We start from the raw sequence: 20102 nt of genomic DNA, 5'->3' as shown, positions 1-20102 counted from the left end.
TTTCGTGCGTAGGATGTTGTATCGTTGTTTCTTCTTCTTTAAAATCTGAATTAACACGTGATAACGAGGAGGAGCAAGGAATGAGTCAAAAAATATTAGCCATTGATATTGGCGGAACAGCAATAAAAAGTGGATTATGGCAATCCAATGGACTAGTCGAACTACCTAGTGTTGAGACCCCAAAAACTTGGGAAGAAATGAAAGCGTATTTAAAAATGTTGGTAGACGAGCATCAGGTTACCGATGGTGTGGCGATCAGTGCACCAGGTGCGGTGGATGCTGAAGCAGGGGTAATTTACGGGGTAAGTGCGGTTCCTTATTTGCATCGATTTCCGATTAAACAAGAATTGGCTGACTTTCTAGGGATTCCTGTGTCGTTTCAAAATGACGCAAACTGTGCCGCGTTAGCAGAGGTCTGGCATGGAAATGCGCAAGGGCTGAGCTCAGTTGCGCTAATGATCATCGGGACAGGGATCGGCGGCGGTGTCATCATTGACGAAAAATTACGGACGGGAGCGAATCTATTTGGCGGCGAGTCTGGTTATCAGATCATGAACCATGATACGCTGGAAACATTGAGCGATCTAGGCAGCCCGGTGGCGATGGCGAAACGCTATTCCAAGCTCAAAGCAGACGACCGTGAGTATACCAGCAAAGAAGTTTTTGATTTGGCTGAGGCAGGGGATGAATTGGCGAAAGAACAAATTGAGCAATTTTATAACGCTCTCAGTATTGGCATCTATAATGTATTGGTCTCATTAGATCCCGATCGGGTACTGATCGGCGGCGGAATCTCGACACGAGCAGATCTATTGGTAAATCTGGAGGAACGTGTGCAGGAGCTGTTGTTGGAAAAAGGCGCGAAGGAATTGAAGTTGTCTATCATGCCCTGCAAATTCTTGAGTCAGGCGAATTTGATCGGTGCCGTTTATCAATTTATCACCGAACAGGAGTAATAATAAAAACCACTTTCCAATGGGAAGGTGGTTTTTATTAGTCTGTTCGCATAAAAGGAAACGGCGCTTTGCTGATTTTGCCATACTCATCAGCTTTCAGATAATCAACTTCAACATGGGGATACGCATCCAATTGGCTAGATGATCCTTTAGTACCGGAACTAACAGCAGCAGATCAATTTCAACCTCTCGCAAAAGCTGTCTGGTTTGGGCCAAGGTTGCTGGACGCCACTCATAATCGGGATAAAGAGTTGAAATGTTCTTGATCATATCCGACGTAGCATAGTCTTTTGCAACAAAGCCCCATTCTTTATCTTGTGCAAATTGATAGCGATGGACAACAAGCAGTGCTTTCTTCATAAGATTTTCCTCAGATCAATTATTTTCTTTTATTGTACCTAGTAAATGAGGGAATCTCAATTATTAAATGAAACGCTTTACTTCTTAAATCGTGCCTTTTGACTGGATTTACAGTGAAAGTTGGCGTAAATTACGAAAGGGAATTTTCTAAACCTGTTTGAAACCTAGAAAGTGAGTGGTTTATTTGAGGAAATTAGATTTAGTGAAAACAGCATTGGTCGTTATTGATTTGCAAAAAGGCATCGTGGGTACTGGCGCACTGAAGCCCTATTCAGCAAACGAGATCATCGAAAAAAATAATCAATTAGCCGAAAGTATAAAAAATACAGCAGGCTTAATTACGTTAGTTAATGTTGATCCAACAACGATGCGATTTTTGAATAGAGAAGGCAGCGGCAAAGCGTATGGGAATGTTCCAGCTGATTTTACAGAATTTGTCATGCCTATTGCTGGAGATGAGACGACTAAGAATGTTCTTAAAGTAAAAAAACACAATCCAGGTGCTTTTTTCGGCACGGATTTGGATTTGCAATTGCGCCGACGAGGAATTGATACGATCATTTTAACCGGAGTAGCCACTGCTAATGGTGTGTACGCGACTGCTTTAGATGCTTATCAATACGGTTATGATGTGATCGTAGTCGAGGATGCCTGCGGAGATCGTGATGAAGAGCTGCATCACATTTTCTTTGACAAGCTGTTTCCGAAAATAGGGCAAATAATCCAGACGGCGGAAATGTTGAAAGAAATCGAATCGACGAAAAAATAAAACTAGAAGACAGCTCCCTAAAAATCAGACTTTTTAGGGGGCTGTTGCTAAAGAATGTCAAGTCTGTATAATTTTAATTGTAAGCGGAAACATTAGGAGGGCTTGTGATGGAAAAACAACTAGTCAAAATAGTGCCATTCTTCGAAGCACGCATTTGGGGCGGCAAGCGGATGCTGGAAACCTTCAATTATCAGACCGATATTTATCCAATTGGTGAAGTCTACAATGTGGTTGCCTTGCCGGGAGCAGCGGACTGTCCAGTTGTTGGTACTGACCTGACACTTTCTCAGCTGTACACGCACTATCCAGATTGGTTTGAGTGCGAGACAGAAGAGCTGCCGATTCGCGTGAATTTGTTAGACCCTTTAGCCGATTTATCCGTCCAGCTGCATCCAGATGATGCTTATGCCTTGAAGCACGACAATTCACGAGGAAAACCAGAGGCTTGGGTAATCCTAGATACACCCGCGGATGGAAAAATCGAATTTGGACACCATGCGAAAACCAAAGAAGAATTTGCGGAATGGGCACATGCCGGCGATTGGGGCAAGCTGTTGAAATACTTGCCTGCTAAGAAGGATCATTTTATTGATATTCCTGCGGGCACATTGCACGCCATCAATCGCGATGTCTTGACCTACAACATTTCTCGTAATGCGGATTTGACCTATCGCTTGTATGATTACGGGCGAGTGGACCCGAATACCGGAGAAGAAAGAGAATTACACATCGATAAAGTATGGGAGAATGTTTTAGTTCCTGATACTTCAGAAGGATTTGTTTGGATCGAGCCCTATCAACAGAACGGCTGTGAAATCACTGATTATTGGGATGAACCGGGTTTATATAGCTTGAGTCGGATTAAAACAAAAGAACAAGGAACCTATCAGCTCAAGCGTTTTGCCTTTATCACCGTAGTAGCTGGTAACGGTACGGTCAATGAGCACCCGATTTCGAAGGGGGAAACAGTCTTGATACCAGCGGGGATTGAGCACTTGGAATTTACCGGAGCATTGGATATGTTCGTTGCCAGCTATAGAAATAAGGAGGCATAAGATGGAAACCAAAGAAGTTGCCTACAGGGCGGCAATGGAGCTGGCGGAGACGTTGAAAAAAATCGATCAAGGCCAAATCGATCAATTAATCGCGAGTATCAAACAAGCCAACCGAATTTTTGTATCGGGTGCCGGGCGTTCGTTGTTGATGCTGAAGGGTCTGGCGATGCGCTTGATGCACCTGTTTTACATGGATGAATCATTCGAAAAAGGAGTTGGGAAAGTTCCCAACTCCTTTTACAATTGCTTGATCTGCTTTAAGAAATTTTGAAAGTCGCTTTGCTGCAGAATCGCTTGCTGGATATCCTCGCGTTCCATTAATTCCAGCAGCAGACTGTAGATTTCCTCTGTATCTTCGTAGTCTTCTTTACTAATGGCAAACAGGAAAACAAATTTAACTAGATCGCCCTCGCCCCAATCCACACCTTTAGGCAGTACTGCGACGGCTACTGCTGAGCGCTTGGCCAACAGGGACATTGGATGGGGAATTGCCAACCATTCATTGATATTGGTTTGATTGATGGCTTCCCGTTTCATGATACTATCGTGAAATTCTTCGGGAACAAAATCCAGATGGAATAATTGCTGCGTCATTTTTTTGAGTAGCTGCTCTTTGTTCTCTACGTCAACGTAAAAATAAAACTCTTCTCGAAACAACGAATAGATTTCACCGTTTGCTTCATTAAAATTCGCTATGAAGTTCTCGATTTTAACGATTTCTTTATCTAATTTTGCCATATTGATATAGATATGAGGCACACTTAATTGCTCTAGCGGTACGGTCGTGATGACGAAATCAATCGTGGATAGATTGCATTGCTGCAGCTCTACATAGGAAAGCCGATCCGCTACCTCAAGGGTATCCTGATAATTTTTATTGATCTTGGCTTCGATGATCCGACTCATAGCGCGCCCTGTTCCGCAGACAAGAATCACCCGATATTTTCGATTATTGCTGACAGAGTTTCGTTCCATCGCGCCTGCGATATGCAAGGCGATGTAGCCCACCTCGTCTTGCGAAAAATACAATCCATGCTTTTCCCCTAATATTTCTAAGTGGGTCAGGCACAAATCATAAGCCTGAGGAAAGGACTTTTTAATCGTCGCCAACAGAGGATTGCTGCGGCGGGCCTCCATCAGGTTCATATTAATAAAGCCTTCAATATGTGAGGTTAGATCCTCCACCAGTGTTGCGTCCTGAACCCAATCGAAGTTTGACGTACGCTTAATCGCCTGCAATAACTCTTCAACAAGGGTTTTCGCGGTTTCTGTCGAAGAGATGCTTGTCAGTTCGGTTTCAACCAGACGTGGTGCATTTAATGCCAAATAGTACGTGAAATATTCCTTTTCATCAGCGGTCAATTGAATGTCGAAGGCACGATCAATTTCGGCTAAAAAATGACCGAGAGCAGCTTTCGCTTCCTGCTTCAAGATAGGAACGCGTACAGGAAAATCAGTGATGACATGCCCATCAAGAAAACGACTTAACGCTAAGGCAAAATGAGAAAGAATATTCTTATGATAATAATCCGAATCCAATAATCCCAAAGGCGCGAGGGATTCAAGCTCCAGCTGTTGTAAGAGGTCAAGATCGATATTGTCAAATAGAGCCAACTCCATCTCCGTAAAGCCCACTAGATATTCCTGTAAATCTTTTTCGATCAATAAATCGCTGATTGCCTGCCGCTTTGCAAACTCGTTCCCTAGAAGCTCAAACCCAATGTTGGGACGATTGATGATCTTCAATTGATAGGTCAACAAATTGTCGCGAGCTGTTTTTAAATAAGAATAAAAAGTATTTTTGCTAATGAACAGCCGATCCAAAAAATCATCCAACGATAAAGGGGTTTCATTCTTAAATAGAAGGAACAGTAAATAAGCTTGGCGTTCTTCACTGGTCGTTAAAAAAGATTCCGCAGAGGTCATACTTTCTGTCCACCAGTCGTTGAACTGTTCTTTAGAATGAATCGTCAGTAAATAGCCCTGTCCACGAAGGAGAGTGATCGTGGCACCGACATTGCTTAATAGATCATTTAGATTGGCAATGTCCGTTCGCACGGTTCGCTCAGAAATCGAGAAGCTTTTGGCTAATTCCTTCATCGGCAGCGGAGTGGTTTGTTTGGCTAATAATTCTAGTAGGTCATCTAAACGCTGATAAGCAAGCTTTGACACGTATTTCACCTCCGGTTCTTAACCCAATCATACAATATAGAAGAAAAGATTGAAATCGTTCCGCCGTACTGGATTTTTCCAAAAGAGTTGGCAATCTCTTTGGAAAACGCTTTACTAATGATTGCCAAATTAGTTGGAAATTGGAAGTGTTTACACCGAGGCCCAGAACTCGTAAATTAAACGTGTAAAGCGAAACGTTACATGAATCAAAAAACTAAACAATTAAGAAAGGGGCTTCCGATATGGACTTTAACGAATCAACAATCCTTTTGGATGTAGCGGTCGCTTCGAAGGAAGAACTATTTGAAGTCATTGCGAATTATGCCTATGAATTGGGATTTGTCGCAAATGCGGCTGAGACCTGCGAAGCTTTTATCGAACGTGAAGCAGAATATTCGACTGGCTTGCAGGATGGCTTTGCGATCCCGCATGCGAAAGCGAAAACCGTTTTGAAGCCGACTGTTTTATTCATTCGTTTGAAACAGGAGATCGAATGGGAGACTTTTGATGATTCCGCGGTAAAAAATGTTTTTGCCCTAATGGTTCCCAAAGAAGACGGAGGAACGGTTCATCTGGAAATGCTGAGTCGGTTGGCGACGGCGTTATTGGAAGAGACGTTTATCCAGCAGGTTCAACAATCAGAAGATAAAACACAATTAGTTGAATTGATCAAAAAAGAAATGATTGGAGAGAGGATTAAATGAAAATAGTAGGAATTTCCGCGTGTCCAGCAGGCTTGGCACACACACCGATGGCCGCCAAAGCCTTAGAAAAGGCTGGTGCGAAGATGGGCTATGATGTCAAAATCGAACAACAGGGCTCACTAGGACAAGTCAATAAGATCAGTGCAGCAGAAGCAAGAGAGGCCGATTTTTTATTATTAGCAACGGATCAAAAGGTGGAGGGACTGGAACGATTTGAAGGAAAACCGCAGCTTCGCGTGAATATCAATACGTGTATCAAGGCCCCAGAAGCTGTTTTGAAGAAATGTATCGCTGCTGTTCAGCAAAGACAAGCAAATTAAAGAAAAGGAGCAAGAATGATGAAGAAAGTTCTAGCAGATTTAAAGGGCCACTTAATGAGTGGGATCAGTTTTGTACTGCCGTTGATTATTGGTGCTTCCCTAGTCGTTGCGATCCCGAAAATGATCGCCCTTGGCATGGGAATAACGAGCTTAGATCCATACGCAGAGGCAGAAGGCTTCAAGCATGCACTGTATATGATCGAACAGGTTGGTTGGACAGGAATTGGCTTAATTAATACGGTATTAGCCGGATTTATCGCCTATTCCATCGGTGACAAAGCTGCATTAGGTGCAGGGTTTATCGGCGGTGCCGTTGCTTCAAGTACGAATGCCGGGTTCCTTGGTGCGGTAATCGCTGGTTTCTTAGCCGGTTACTTAGTGAAATGGTCGAAGGAAAAAATCAAATTACCAGAATCATTCTCAGGTGTGATGCCGTTAGTCATCTTACCGTTGATCGCGACTATGTCTGTGGCGATCGTTATGGGGGCACTCTTATCGGAGCCGTTAGCCTGGATTAATACCAGTCTCGTTGATTGGATTCGTACTATGATCGAAAACGATGTGAACAAGATCTTGCTGGCTATGATCATGGGCGCAATGATCGGGTCTGACTTAGGTGGACCAGTGAACAAAGCTGCCTGGATGGCTGGAAATGTGTTATTAGCAGAAGGTGTTTATTTACCAGCAATTATTGTGAATGTAGCGATTTGTGCGGTACCGTTTGGTTACGCATTGGCAACATTGTTCCATAAGAAACGGTTCAACAAAGAATTATTAGATGCCGGACGCAACAACTTTGTGATGGGCTTCATTGGGATCACAGAAGGCGCCATTCCATTTACACTGGTCAATCCGCTGCGACTAGTGCCGATCAACATGCTCGGCGGCGCGATCGCATCAGGTTTGGGTATCGCGCTTGGCATGTACGCAAAAATGCCGCCAGTGGGAGGGATCTACGGCTTCTTCACAGTCGGGAACGGCTGGGCGTATCTGATTGGTCTATTCGTCGGAGCAGCCTTCATCGGCTTCGTCGCGCCATTATTCGTCAACTTCAATAAACAGGAAGAACAAACAGAAGAAGTTGAATTGGAAGATATCGATATCAGCTTTGAAAATTAATTCAAAAATTAATAGGCACTGGCGATGCAAGTCGTTGAGTGCCTATTTTAATCAAACGAGAGGAACTTTTGCATGAAAAAAACAGTACACGTGGTGCCACATAGTCATTGGGATCGTGAATGGTATTTTACTACCAGTCGATCAAAAATTTACTTGATGCATGATTTAAAAAAAGTTTTAGAGCAGCTAGAGAAGGACAATCCCTACGATAGTTTTATTTTAGATGGACAGGCTTCCTTATTGGATGATTATTTGAAATGGCGTCCGCAGGATCAAGCGCGAATCAAAACGCTGGTTCAGCAGGGCAAGCTGATCATTGGTCCTTGGTATACGCAAACTGACCAGCTAGTAATTTCAGGCGAAAGCATTGTTCGCAATATGCTGTACGGTATGAAGATTTGTGAAGAATTCGGTGATTACATGAATGTTGGTTATGTACCGGATTCCTTCGGGCAAGCAGCCAGCATGCCGCAGATTTATCGTGAGTTCGGGATCAGTGATACGATGTTTTGGCGCGGGGTAAGTGATGATGATGTGGCTCATACCGAATACACTTGGCGCGGGGAAGACGGCTCCGTTGTGAACGTGTATCAGATCCCCAGCGGCTATTACATTGGCGGGGCGATTCCTGAGCGGGAAGCAGATTTAGCCGAGTTTCTGCATCAAGAGCCTTTTAAAACGACATGGGGCCGCAGCGCGACGGATGAGGTTTATTTCCCGAATGGCTTTGACCAAGCACCGGTGAGAGAAAACCTGCCGGAGTTAGTCGATCAAATGAATGAGCTTTACCAAGGGGAATATGAGCTGCAATTCTCTACGATTGAAAACTATATTGTCGCAGTTAAAGAACGCCATCCGGAATTAGAAGAAGTTGCCGGGGAGCTGATTAACGGAAAATTGATGCGTATCCACAAGACGATTTTCTCTTCACGGCCGGACTTGAAGGCACTGAATACGCAAATTCAGCATTATTTAGTAAACGTGATGGAACCTGTATTAACAATGGCGCTGCAATTAGGTTTTGAATACCCAGTAGAAACAGTCAAGGAAATCTGGAAGCTGATGTTCGAGAATGCGGCACACGATTCGATCGGCTCGTGTGTATCGGATACTACTAATGAGGATGTCTATATGCGCTACAAACAAGCGCGAGATATTTCCATGAACCTAGTAGAATTGACATTACGCCAAATCTCGACCGCCATCAATAATCCGCAGGCACAAGAAATCACGTTTACGCTGTTTAATACCTACGACACTGCGCGTGAAGGCGTGATCGAAGCCGAGGTTTATCTGCCACAAAAGACGTTTGCGATCCTCGATCAAGCGGGGAATTCCTTGCCTTATACGATCTTAGAAATGATCGATCAGACGGAATATGTCCTGAACCAAGGGAATGTCTTGAATTCGGTCAAAGAAATCTATTTACCGGAAAAAGTCTATAAAGCCAAAGTTGCGATCGAAACAACCACGGTGCCAAGCATTGGCTATACCCAGTTGACGATCGATCTAAAAGGCGATAGCAGTGCACTATTACAAGCCGCTTCGAATACGATGATCGAAAATGAATATTATCAAATCACCGTCAATCAAAATGGCTCGCTAGATGTTTTAGACAAAGCCAATGACGTTCTCTACAAAAATCAAGGGATCATTGAAGAAAACGGCGATGATGGCGACTCTTTCAATTATTCACCGCCAGTCAAGGATTGGACGATTTCATCGACTGATGTTGACCCTAAAATCACGATTCAGCAATCCGATATTTATCAATCGGTACATTTAGAATTCTTGTTGAAGGTTCCTCAAAACTTGAGTGAACGGGCTGAGAAACAGGTGACAGCGGAATTACCGATCGTCCTTGAATTAGTCTTGAAGAAACACACACCGATCATTGATTTCAATTTGACGGTGGACAATCAAGCGGTGGATAGCCATCGGGTCTGTGTTTTGTTTGATACTGGGATCGCCTCGAAATTCTCGATCGCCGATCAGCAATTTGGCACCCTGCAGCGCCCAGTCGTCTTTGAAAAAGAAATGGCTCTATGGGAGGCCAACAAAGAGCAATGGAATGAACAGCCGATCGCCATCGAAACCTGCCAGTCTTTTGTCGGCTTATTCGATGAGATGCATGGCGTTGCAGTGATGCCAAAGGGAGTACGGGAATATGAAATCGTTGGTGAGGACTATGACACGATTCGCTTAACGATTTTCCGTACCTATGGATTTATGGGGAAAGAAGATCTGATGTATCGTCCTGGACGGGCATCCGGTGAAACGGTGATCGCTACGCCTGATGCGCAGTGCCATAAGACGATGAGCTTTGAATTCTCGATTGCTTACTTTGCGCAAGCCTTTGATCAAGCCAACGTAGCTCAGCTAGCCAAACAAGCAGTGACTCCGATAGAACTGTATCAATACGCGGAATTTTTAAACTCGCGTCTGATCTTTACGCTAGGTGATGTCGAACCTACGCTGCCCGCTGAATTCAGCCTTTTTGAAATTACAGGAAATCTGACGCTGAGTGTTTTGAAAAAAGCCGAAGATCGTCCGGGCTATATTATTCGGTTGTATAATGGCTTGCTCGTTGAAGAGGGACGCGCAACGATCGCCTTCAAGTATGAAATAAAAATTGCGGAAAAAGTTGACTTGAAAGAAAAAACAAAGGAACCGCTGCCAATAATTAATGATACAATAGAACTCGAGAACATCGGGCACGCGAAATTCGTGACCTTGTATGTTGAATAAATCTAAATGATTGTGAGTGAAGCTTAGTGGAAAAATTATTTGGCGGGATCGAGGCCGGCGGAACAAAATTTGTTTGTGCAGTGGGAAATAATGATCTGGAAATCGTTGAGCGGGTCAGTTATCCAACGACGACCCCTGAAGAGACGATGGCATTAGTGATCAGCTTCTTCAAGCAGTATGAAGAGCAATTAGTCAGTATCGGTGTGGGTTCATTTGGACCGATCGATATTCATCGCGATTCAAAAACCTATGGTTATATTACTTCAACACCGAAACTAGCTTGGCAGAATTTTGATTTTGTCGGCACTATGAAAAAAGAGTTTGACTTACCGATTGCTTGGACGACCGATGTGAATGCGGCTTGCTACGGCGAATACGTGAAGGGTCGCGGCGATGGTGTCAACAGTGTCGTGTATTATACGATCGGTACTGGAATCGGCGGCGGTGCGTTGCAAAAAGGCAACTTCATCGAAGGCTTCAGTCATCCGGAAATGGGGCATGTATTAGTCAGTCGTAACCCGGAAGATGATTTTGAAGGCAGCTGTCCTTTCCACGGACATTGTTTAGAAGGAATGGCGGCAGGTCCAGCGATCGAAAAACGCTTAGGTCGCAAAGGTCAGGACTTAAGTGAAGACGATCCTTATTGGGACATCGAAGCCGATTACATCGCGCAGTGCGCCTACAATACGACCTTGATGTTTTCACCAGATGTGATCATCTTCGGCGGCGGCGTGATGCAGCAGGAGCATTTAGTCAAAAAAGTTCGTGCGCGTTTCAGAGAGTTAGTTAATGGCTATGTCAAAACGCCAGAACTAGAAGACTATATCGTGACACCAAAGCTTGGTAATAACGCTGGGACAATCGGCTGTCTAGCCTTAGCCAAAGAAGCAAAACTACATTCATAATAAAAAAGGCCCCATCAATTCGCTTTCAGCTACTGAGCGAGTTGGTGGCGTTTTTTAGTGCGTATTTCTTCTGATTCGATTTGAGAATTGTTATAATTTAGTTAGAAATCGAACGGAGGACACCCGATGAAGGAGAATTACTTTTTAAAATTCGAAAAAGCGATCAGTACGGTCGTGGATATCTTACTGGCTGTATTGATAATCGTCGTTGTTATTGTTATGGGAGAAGGCATCTTCAATATGATCATGCATGTGATTCCATTAAATAATGTGTCTGAATTGCCCCTCTTGATTGATGAAATCGCGACGCTGTTCATTTTATTGGAAGTTATCTTGATGCTGATGCGTTACATTAAGGAAGGCCATCATATTCCTGTTCGTTACTTGATTCTAATCAGTATCACCGCCATCCTGCGGGAGCTATTGCTGGCCCACGGAAATGGCACCAATTCTTTATTATTATCCATCTCGATTTTAGTTCTTGTGGGTGTCCTATTCATTTTGGAAAAGGTCAAGGCCTTTCATAAGGGTGAAAGTCGTATAGAAAGATAAAATGGCTTCGTACCAAATGCTGGTACAAAGCCATTTTTTGATAAAACCCGCGATTTAAGCCGCTGCGGTTTTACGTGATTTTAGAATGTATTGAATCCCTGTATAGAAAATAATAACAATAACTAAGTAAGTGACCATTGAAATGTCTAAGTTCATCAAGAATTGCGAGGCAATGATAACGCCGGGAATCCCGCCGATCGTGATCGCCAAGGCAATTTTTCTAGAGTAGGCTTTTTCACGAATGAAGTTGATACTAGCAACTGGTTGAAGCCCTGCACATGAACACATCATGATCGGGAAAGCAGCTAACGGTGTCATGCCTAGCATGTAGACCATTGCCATACAAGGAGCATACAGCCCAACACCAACCGTCATCAAGGCGCCGAATAAGAAGTTGCCGATGATACCGATGACTAATTTCACCCCGGTTAATCCCATTGCGGTATTTCCTTTACCTAATAAAGCAATGACTTCCGTTTGACGAAGCAACATCAAAATCGCTGTAATTAATAATGCCCAACCAATCCATTTCTGAACGGCTGTTTCGGATAGCTTAGTAACATATCTTGATCCGAACCAAGAGCCGACGATCGCCGCTAAGATTAAAGCGACTAAAGTCAACGCATCTACTTTGATAACTGTGACGAAAATCACAGCTTCAGTCAAGACAGGGATCGCGTGCCCAACATTTAAGATCCCCGGTAATTTTCGATCATCAGTATTTTGTTTCGTAACATTTAACATCATGGTAGTGAGTGCAAAACTCCCAATTCCAATCGTATCTGCAAAATCTGCAATGAAGCCAATAATTCCACTAATCAACCAATTTCCTGGTCCTAAATCATCACGATGGGTCACAACATCGCGCACAAGCATGATTGCTTGAAAGATCATCAGACCAATTAAAATGTAAAAAATAATCTGTGCCATAAATCCTCCCGTAGGTCTTTTTCTTATAATTATAACAATAAACGAAAACGAAAAACCATAAAATTTGAAAAAATTGTGATTTGATGAACGATCATAGGAGAAAAGTAAGTCCTATTTTGTCTAAAAATCCACGTATAGCTTCAAAAATTCTCGACTAGCTAAAGAGAGCAAGGACTTGTTACGATAAAGAATTCCAACCTTACGAAAGACCGGCTGTGCTAACGGACTAGTCTCAACTTGATAAGCAATTCGTTGCAGAATCAGCTTGGGTAAAATACTAATTCCTAAATTTTTCTCTACCATTGCCAAGATCGAATAATCGTCCCAGGTGCGAAATTTTACTCGCGGGGCAACCTGAGCTTCTGCCAATAATTCAGTGATGTCAGAGGTTCCTTCACGTTCTAACAGGATAAAGGGCTGCGCCTCTAAATCAGTCACATGAATTCTTTCTCTGGCTAAAAAAGGATGTCCTTTCGGCAAAACGACTAGCAGCTCATCATCATGGAGAAAGCTTTGCTCCAAATTTTCGGCGGCAGGCAAGCGTGAAAAGCCAAAATCAACACGCCCCTCTAAGATCCACTGTTCGATTTCCTCGTAATCCCCCAATAATAATTCAAAATCAATCTTAGGATAATCGGCTTGAAACGTTTCGATCGCTTCCGGCAGCCAATGAGTAGCGATACTCGAAAATGTTCCAATACGGATCAAGCCAGTGTCTAAATGTCCTAATTCCGCCAATTGATTTTGCAAGGTTTGATATTTTTCCGCCAGTTCTTTCGCGTAAGGCAAGACATTCATCCCATCAGACGTTAGCCGAAGCCCCGCGCGATTGCGTTCGAGCAAGGTGATGCCCCACTCCTGCTCAAGATCATGAATCATTCGACTAATACCTGATTGAGAGTAGTTTAAAATTTTAGCTGCTTTAGTGAAGCTGCCTAGTTCAACGGTTTTAACAAAAGCGATGTATTTCTGAATGTTCATATCCATGATTGAGCTCTCCTGTTCCTTTGGATTGAGATGGGAAAAAGTTTTTTGTATCTGATTTTGTCATGCTAAGAATGATAAAAATTCGTTTTTGTAATCCTTATTTCTATGATAAATTACTGCTATTAACTATTCAATAGAAAGCGGAACTCGTATACGAAATGATGAGCCGCGAAATTTTTACGTTAGAAAAAATAGGAGTGATTAAAATGGTCTTAGTGAGTGAAGCCTATACGGCGGTGCCAAAAACATGTAGCACGCCATTACAAGAAAAAGTTTATCAAGTCCTGCAAGAATTAGACATGGCGTTTCAACGAGTGGAGACAGAGGAAGTCATCACGATGGAGGATTGCCAGCAAATCAATGAGCGTTTAGAGATGGATATGGTGAAAACCTTGTTCTTATGTAATCGCCAAAAAACCAATTTTTATCTCTTCGTCACCTGTGGCGACAAGCCCTTCAAATCGAAGGAGTTCAGCCAAGCTTTGGACATCGCTCGGGTCTCATTTGCCTCAGCAGAGCAGATGGATGCGATGTTAGGAACAAAAATTGGCGCGGCAACAATCTTTAGTACATTGCTGGAAGAGGCAAAGCAGGTCCAGCTAGTTCTGGATAAGGACGTCTGTGATCAAGAATATTATGGTTGCAGCGATGGCACGACGACTGGTTATTTGAAATTGAAGACCAGTGATATATTAGAGAAATTCTTGCCTTATGTAAAGCGCCAACCGAAAATCACTGAAGTCTAAAAAGAGTACTTTATAGCAGGTCCCCAAAAAAAGTTGGGTTCTGCTTTTTTATTTGACCAAGAGAACCAATGGAAATAAGAAATAGTTTGTATTATGTGAAAAAAGTTCTAATAATTCATTTCCATCTATGCTAAAATTTTGTGTATTACGTGTTAATTAGGAGGCCTTGTGGGTAAAAAAATCATATTTCTAATAGTTGTTTTATTTTTGTTCCTTTTCGAAACACCTGCTCATGCTGCTGAGGATATTATGGAAATCACTAGATCAGCAGGCTATACCGATGTTTTAGAGGAAAATAAGCCAAAAGCTTCGATTGTGGTTGATGGAGTGAATGGTCAAATCTTGTGGGAAGACAATGCTGAAGTCGTGAGAGAACCGGCGAGTATCTCAAAAATGATGACGGTCTTTTTAGTATTTGATGCCATAAAAGATGGAAAATTGTCTTTAGAAACAACAATCGCAGCAACGGAAAAGGATCAGGCGATCAGCCAGCTGTACGCGATCAGTAATAATAAGATTATGGCGGGTGTCGAGTATCCAGTCAAAGAGCTGCTGAAAATGGTGGTAGTCCCTTCATCAAATGTTGCGACCGTCATGCTAGCGAATGCCGTCTCGAATAATGACGCGGGCGATTTCATCAAAAAAATGAACGAGAAGGCTCAACAACTTGGCATGAAGAATACCGCCTTTTACAATTGCAGCGGTGCCTCTGCGGTAAGCTTTGAAGGATTATATACGCCAGAAGGCTTTGATCCCAATGGCAGTAATACCTCAACAGCCCGTGATTTGGCGACCATGGTTTTTCATTTGATTAACGATCATCCAGAGGTATTGGAATTTACGAATCAGCCAAAGGTTACTGCCATGGAGGGAACACCTTATGAGGAAACCTTTGAGACCTACAACTACTCATTGCCTGGGGCGAAATATGGTTTTGAGGGAGTCGATGGTATGAAGACGGGCTCTGGTCCTAGCAGTGCCTTCAACTATATTGCCACAGCCAAGCGGGGAGAGACGCGCTTGATTGAAGTCATTTTGGGTGTCGGAGATTGGTCAGATCAGGACGGCGAGTACTATCGCCATCCCTTTGGCAATGCGCTGCTTAAAAAGGTCTTTGATGAGTATGAGCATCGCTTGCTCCTATCAAAAGGAACCCACGAGATTGAAGGGAAATCGATACAGCTGGCGAATGATTTTTATGGTGTAGTGAAAAAAGATGAAGAACCAAAAATCACGCTCCAAGAAGATCAGGTATCGTTAGCCAGTCAGAAGGAACAGCTAACAGATGCCATGCCGAAATTATCGCTGAACTATAAAAAAGTAGAAACCGAAGAAAAGCGTCTTCCCGCAACGAGAAAAGTCTCAATAGTTGAGCAGGCAAAGGCGTATATCTTACCATCCCTGCTGCTTATTCTAGGACTGGCGCTGTTACTTTTTCCAATGAAGAAAAAAACATTAGGACGGACAAGAAACAGCTCTCGCCGTAAAGGTGTGGGGGTATTCAGAATTGCTGGAATTGTATGTGTTCTTGCTTCACTATTTCTGTTGATCATGGAAATACTTTAAAGTATGAAGTAAAACAGAGTGAACCGCCAAAATAGGCGAGTCACTCTGTTTTTGATTTCTATCAGCAGCAATCCAATGGACAGCCTAAGTATTCGGCAATGGCTAGTCCTGATGGTGTTTGCGCTAAGCCAGCATGACCTGTACAGCGCAGTGATGCTGGAATCATTCGACCAACTTTATTGAAGCTTTCGATGGTTTCATCTAACGGAATAACGACATCATATCCAGCCAACGCCATATTAGCAGCCCCTAATGCGTTCATTCCGCACATCATATTTTTCCCTAGACAAGGAACTTCTACTCGGACACCGATTGGGTCACAGGTCATTCCGAAGACATTTTGCAAGCCCATAGATGCGGCATTAACAGCTTCTTCGATGGTTCCGCCCATTAATTGCACAAGTGCTCCCGCAGTCATCCCAGAACCCGAACCGCATTCCGCCTGACAACCTGCCACTTCTGCGGCAAATGTAGCATATTCTGCAATGAATACACCAATCATCCCTGCAGCTAAGAGCGCGCGAACCAATTCATCGTGGGACTTTTTCTGATAATCACTAACAGCGATCAGGGTTCCCGGTAATGCGCCGCAGGAACCTGCCGTTGGCGCTGCAACGAATACATTCATCGAGCTTTTTACCTCCATCAAAGCGGAGATATTTTCGATGATCTTAGCTGGCAGGTCATCACCGATTAACTTCTCACGATTGGCACGGATTTTCGGAGCCTGAGAACCCAGCATTCGATCTTCATAGGAAGTACCGGCCAAGCCGATTTGAATACCGTTTTCCATAATCTCAAGAATTGCTTCGGCTTTTATATAGACTTCCTCTTCAGAAATACTGCCGCGATGACTTTCGTAGCGCAACGCCATATCAGCCAGATCCAAATTTTCCTCTTTTGCCAGCGCGATCATCTCTTCGGCTGTTGAAAAGAGCATCTTTGGTTCCTTTTGTGACATGATAGGCAGGACAGGATCGAAAGCGATGAAACGCTCGACCGTCATCTGCTTATTCAACCAGGCAATTTCTTTTCCGGGAATTTCCTGCTGAGTCTTGATTTGCAGCATCGTTTTTCCAGCTTGTTGTTTGATGGCCACTGAGCAGAATTTGCTGATTTTGTCTGCTAAATCAGCTTCAGTTAACGCCAAGCTCTCACCGAAAAGGAAGGTTTCATAAAAGCCTCCCGTAACCTCGACAGCAAAATGATTGATCTCGGTGATCTCGATCATCCCGCCGCCAACAGAAAGAGCAGTAACCTCCAGCTCTTCGCCAAAATCCGTTTTGATCGTCATTTTATAGGTGTTAGGATGGTTATTTTCGTAAGGAATCACTCGGAAAACAATTTCCATCCCGTCCGCTTCTGCAATTTGCAGCGCGCTGGTTAAGCGGCTATCAGTTGGGTCCATCCCCAGAATTCCACCGATTAGACCGATATCGGAGCACTGCGTGATATAGCTTGCGGCTAAAGAACCCTCTGGATCAAAATCCGCTTGAAAATAGATGATTTTCCCAGCAACCATTTGTCGCAGCGCACGACCGATCCGTACCGAAGCCGCTGTATGGGAACTGGAAGGACCGATCATCACCGGTCCTAACACATCATTAAAAATACTGGCATGTTCTTTCATTCGCGTCCTCCTTAGAAATCCGCTTCGATATAAACATCCTCACCTGCGATTTCATCACCGATGACGTCTTTCCACTTGTCTGCTTCGATCTCTTTGAATGAGACTGAGACAACATTCGGGGTACAACCAAGCTCCGTCACTACGAAATCCTGCAATTTTTTAGCAAAGTCCTGTTTGAGCTCTTCTGTACGACCAGGGTACATTTTAACTGATAAATGTGGCATTTTTATTCCTCCTATTCGTTTTAATGGATCAATTTTTCTTGGAAAAATTAGTCCGATCCGAATGCCGTATACCATCCAACGAAGTAATTTCGGCTTTCAATTGATGCGGGCATCGTTTCGGTCTCGCTGGCTAAGCGGGCTGTGAGAAGTTAGACTGGCATCCTTGTATTAAGACCATTCTGTTCCAATTTTTTCTTCCAATGCCCGTTCATAGATTTTTTGTGCAGTGACTAGGTCCTGAGCACCAATACCAACGGTTTTGAAGACGATGATTTCTTCGTCATTTTCGCGACCACCAATTTTTCCCATCAGCACTTCTCCGATGTCTCCGGTAAAATCGTCCTTCGTAATTGTGCCGTCTTCTAGTGGTATCAAAATATCACCGGCTTCGGATAGCACCGCCTCTTCTGAGTCAAAATAGAGCTTGCCGGCGCGTTCTAAAATTACCGGGTCCATTTCCTGCATATGCGGCTGATAAGATCCTACGCAACTGACCGTAGCACCCGCCTTGACTTTACTGCCATCAAAAACTGGCGAAGTGGCTGGGGTAACAGTGATGATCAAATCTGCATCGCTGATCGCTTCATCCGAAGTTTTCGCTGGCAAAATTTGAGTCCCATAGTCTTTCAGCTCTTCGTTCATTTGCTTAACAAACGCCTCTGTACGCTCAGAATTTTGGTCAAAAACGTGGACCGTCTCTAAATCACGCGCACAAATTATCGCCTCTAATTGCGTCGCAGCTTGTCCACCGGTTCCGATCAGTGCGCCTTTTTTAGCATCTTTTCGACCCAAGACATCAAAGGCAACCCCTGAAGCCGCTCCAGTCCGCAGCTGAGTGACCGTCACACCATCCAGTAAGGCATTAACATACCCTGTCTTGCCATCCACTAAGAGTACTTGAGCTGGGGCAGAGGCTAAACCTTTATCAATATTGTCAGGAAAAATATTGATGATCTTCAGCGCCGCGGCATCCAAATCAGGTGCATAAGACGGCATGAATAGGAACGTCCCGTTTTGTTTTTCCGAGACGATTTGAGTCCGCAAAGGCACATCCGTTTTGCCTTCGCTAAATAATCGAAAGGCCACCTTGTCTGCTTCGATGGCATCCTTCATGGTAAAGACTTGTTTGATATTCTCACGAGATAAAAGTAACATAAAACCCTCCTTAACGAATTTTCTTTCACACCTAGAAGTATAAGCGATTACAATAACGGTTTCAAAGGAAATCCGAGAATTCTCTTTTGTTCTTGTGACTATTCTATTATGCTGAATGATAATAAATGATAACGCCAGAAGGGAACGCTAACTATGAATGAACGAACACTACATTTAATGGGGACAGTTATCCGACTTTGGGTCCAACATCCAAGTGGAGAAGACTTGCTGGATCAAGCAGAAGAACGACTGCGAACCTTCGAGCAGCGCTTCAGTGCGAATTCGGAAACCTCTGAATTAATGAAAATCAATCAGCAGGCAGGTCTTGCTTCGGTCAAGGTAGATGAAGAATTATTTGAACTGATCAAAATTGGCAAGGAGCAGAGTCTGATTTCAGACATCGCCTTGAACATCGCTATTGGTCCATTGGTTCAAGCTTGGCGGATCGGCTTTGCAGACGCAAGACAGCCATCGCCAAAGGAAATTCAAGCATTACTTCCTTTGATTGATCCCGCGAAAATTCAATTAGATGAAAAGAAGCGGAGTGTCTACTTAAATCATAAAGGGATGGCTTTGGATTTAGGCGCATTGGCGAAAGGCTATTTTGCAGATAAAATTATGGCTGAGTTCAAAAAAGCTGGAGCAGAGGCGGCCTTTATTGATCTCGGCGGGAACGTACTGACTCATGGAGCGCCGCCCCAACGAGCAGATGGCTGTTGGCGTATTGGGATTCAAAATCCTTTCTTGCCGCGAGGGAATTACGTTGCAGTCGTGAAAGCACAAAATAAGTCCGTTGTGACCTCCGGCATTTATGAGCGAAAATTTGATTGGCAGGGACAAAGTTACCACCATATCTTTGACAGTCAGACGGGATATCCGATCCAAACTGATTTAGCTAGTCTAACGATCGTGACAAAAGAATCTTTGGATGGTGAGCTTTGGACGACGCGTTTATTTGGAAAAGATGCTCAGGACGTTTTGACAGAGTTGAACCAAATGGAGGAGATTGACGGACTCGTAATCACCACCGATCAGCGAATGGCCTACAGTGAAGGGCTAAGCGACAGGGTGGAACTCTAGGGGATGTCTTTAAATAGATTGATAGAACACCTGTAATTTTATTCAAATTTTTTAGCCATTTTAAAACATTTTGCAACGAAAAATATTATTCAAATTGTTATTGAAAAAGCGCTTTCCTTTCTAT

Annotated in this window: 20 protein-coding genes; 13 read left to right on the top strand and 7 right to left on the bottom strand. The window is 43.5% G+C overall.

Annotated elements, in window-relative coordinates:
* Nucleotides 1-80 precede the first annotated feature (80 nt).
* A complete protein-coding gene (locus tag KQI58_RS08290) occupies nt 81-956 on the top strand; it encodes an ROK family protein (RefSeq protein WP_216408137.1) in 876 nt (291 codons plus the stop codon).
* Nucleotides 957-1052: 96 nt separating this feature from the next.
* Here KQI58_RS08290 and KQI58_RS08285 read toward each other — a convergent pair whose 3' ends face one another.
* A complete protein-coding gene (locus KQI58_RS08285) occupies nt 1053-1316 on the bottom strand; it encodes a hypothetical protein (RefSeq protein ID WP_253295846.1) in 264 nt (87 codons plus the stop codon).
* 202 nt (nt 1317-1518) lie between these two features.
* On the opposite strand from KQI58_RS08285, the gene KQI58_RS08280 reads away from it, so the two are divergent.
* The 3 genes from KQI58_RS08280 to KQI58_RS08270 all read left to right on the top strand — a co-directional run bounded on the left by KQI58_RS08280 (nt 1519) and on the right by KQI58_RS08270 (nt 3411).
* Complete coding sequence (locus KQI58_RS08280; RefSeq protein WP_367397925.1) at nt 1519-2085, top strand: cysteine hydrolase family protein; 567 nt, start codon at nt 1519-1521, stop codon at nt 2083-2085.
* A gap of 107 nt (nt 2086-2192) precedes the next feature.
* Nucleotides 2193-3140 (top strand): class I mannose-6-phosphate isomerase, encoded by a 948-nt coding sequence (locus tag KQI58_RS08275; protein ID WP_216408133.1) that lies wholly within the window; start codon nt 2193-2195, stop codon nt 3138-3140.
* 1 nt (nt 3141) lies between these two features.
* On the top strand, nt 3142-3411 hold the full coding sequence (locus tag KQI58_RS08270) for a hypothetical protein (RefSeq protein ID WP_253295844.1): 270 nt from the start codon (nt 3142-3144) through the stop codon (nt 3409-3411).
* On the opposite strand, the gene KQI58_RS08265 is transcribed toward KQI58_RS08270, so the two are convergent.
* Entirely contained in the window at nt 3378-5312 is a 1935-nt protein-coding gene (locus KQI58_RS08265) for a BglG family transcription antiterminator (RefSeq protein WP_216408132.1), read from the bottom strand. The genes KQI58_RS08270 and KQI58_RS08265 overlap by 34 nt on opposite strands.
* A 242-nt stretch (nt 5313-5554) precedes the next feature.
* Here KQI58_RS08265 and KQI58_RS08260 point away from each other — a divergent pair, with 242 nt between their 5' ends.
* From KQI58_RS08260 to KQI58_RS08235, 6 genes are all read left to right on the top strand, one after another.
* Nucleotides 5555-6016 (top strand): PTS sugar transporter subunit IIA, encoded by a 462-nt coding sequence (locus tag KQI58_RS08260; RefSeq protein ID WP_216408131.1) that lies wholly within the window; start codon nt 5555-5557, stop codon nt 6014-6016.
* Entirely contained in the window at nt 6013-6336 is a 324-nt protein-coding gene (locus tag KQI58_RS08255) for a PTS fructose transporter subunit IIB (protein ID WP_216408130.1), read from the top strand. Before KQI58_RS08260 ends, KQI58_RS08255 begins: the two co-directional genes overlap by 4 nt.
* Nucleotides 6337-6354: 18 nt before the next feature.
* A complete protein-coding gene (locus tag KQI58_RS08250) occupies nt 6355-7455 on the top strand; it encodes a PTS fructose transporter subunit IIC (protein WP_216408129.1) in 1101 nt (366 codons plus the stop codon).
* A gap of 72 nt (nt 7456-7527) precedes the next feature.
* Complete coding sequence (mngB, locus tag KQI58_RS08245; protein ID WP_216408128.1) at nt 7528-10203, top strand: mannosylglycerate hydrolase; 2676 nt, start codon at nt 7528-7530, stop codon at nt 10201-10203.
* A 26-nt stretch (nt 10204-10229) separates the two neighbouring features.
* Nucleotides 10230-11108 (top strand): fructokinase ScrK, encoded by an 879-nt coding sequence (scrK, locus tag KQI58_RS08240; protein WP_216408127.1) that lies wholly within the window; start codon nt 10230-10232, stop codon nt 11106-11108.
* A 126-nt stretch (nt 11109-11234) separates the two neighbouring features.
* On the top strand, nt 11235-11660 hold the full coding sequence (locus KQI58_RS08235; RefSeq protein ID WP_216408125.1) for a phosphate-starvation-inducible PsiE family protein: 426 nt from the start codon (nt 11235-11237) through the stop codon (nt 11658-11660).
* 54 nt (nt 11661-11714) lie between these two features.
* Here KQI58_RS08235 and KQI58_RS08230 read toward each other — a convergent pair whose 3' ends face one another.
* A complete protein-coding gene (locus tag KQI58_RS08230; protein WP_216408124.1) occupies nt 11715-12590 on the bottom strand; it encodes a sulfite exporter TauE/SafE family protein in 876 nt (291 codons plus the stop codon).
* Nucleotides 12591-12710: 120 nt separating this feature from the next.
* Nucleotides 12711-13577: a LysR family transcriptional regulator gene (locus KQI58_RS08225; protein WP_216408122.1), complete on the bottom strand. Its 867-nt coding sequence runs from the start codon at nt 13575-13577 to the stop codon at nt 12711-12713.
* A gap of 206 nt (nt 13578-13783) precedes the next feature.
* On the opposite strand from KQI58_RS08225, the gene KQI58_RS08220 reads away from it, so the two are divergent.
* The gene (locus tag KQI58_RS08220) at nt 13784-14323 is read left to right on the top strand and encodes a prolyl-tRNA synthetase associated domain-containing protein (RefSeq protein ID WP_216408120.1); all 540 of its coding nucleotides are present in this window, start codon (nt 13784-13786) and stop codon (nt 14321-14323) included.
* 168 nt (nt 14324-14491) lie between these two features.
* Nucleotides 14492-15889, top strand: coding sequence for a DUF1958 domain-containing protein (locus tag KQI58_RS08215; protein ID WP_216408118.1), 1398 nt, complete (start codon nt 14492-14494; stop codon nt 15887-15889).
* Nucleotides 15890-15950: 61 nt separating this feature from the next.
* Here the strand turns inward: KQI58_RS08215 and KQI58_RS08210 are convergent, their stop codons facing one another.
* From KQI58_RS08210 to KQI58_RS08200, 3 genes are all read right to left on the bottom strand, one after another.
* The gene (locus tag KQI58_RS08210) at nt 15951-17519 is read right to left on the bottom strand and encodes an L-serine ammonia-lyase, iron-sulfur-dependent, subunit alpha (RefSeq protein ID WP_216408115.1); all 1569 of its coding nucleotides are present in this window, start codon (nt 17517-17519) and stop codon (nt 15951-15953) included.
* Nucleotides 17520-17530: 11 nt separating this feature from the next.
* Entirely contained in the window at nt 17531-17743 is a 213-nt protein-coding gene (locus KQI58_RS08205) for a tautomerase family protein (RefSeq protein ID WP_216408113.1), read from the bottom strand.
* A 168-nt stretch (nt 17744-17911) separates the two neighbouring features.
* Nucleotides 17912-18898 carry an ornithine cyclodeaminase family protein gene (locus KQI58_RS08200; RefSeq protein ID WP_216408112.1) on the bottom strand — a complete coding sequence of 329 codons (987 nt, stop codon included), beginning with the start codon at nt 18896-18898 and terminating at the stop codon, nt 17912-17914.
* A 153-nt stretch (nt 18899-19051) separates the two neighbouring features.
* Between KQI58_RS08200 and KQI58_RS08195 the strand changes: the two genes are divergently transcribed.
* A complete protein-coding gene (locus KQI58_RS08195; RefSeq protein WP_216408110.1) occupies nt 19052-19978 on the top strand; it encodes an FAD:protein FMN transferase in 927 nt (308 codons plus the stop codon).
* Nucleotides 19979-20102 lie beyond the last annotated feature (124 nt).

The sequence above is a fragment of the Enterococcus raffinosus genome, assembly GCF_018917525.1.
GTDB lineage: Bacteria > Bacillota > Bacilli > Lactobacillales > Enterococcaceae > Enterococcus_A > Enterococcus_A raffinosus_A.
The sequence above is the reverse complement of the archived record's forward strand: the minus strand, read 5'-3'. Positions and strand labels throughout refer to the sequence as shown.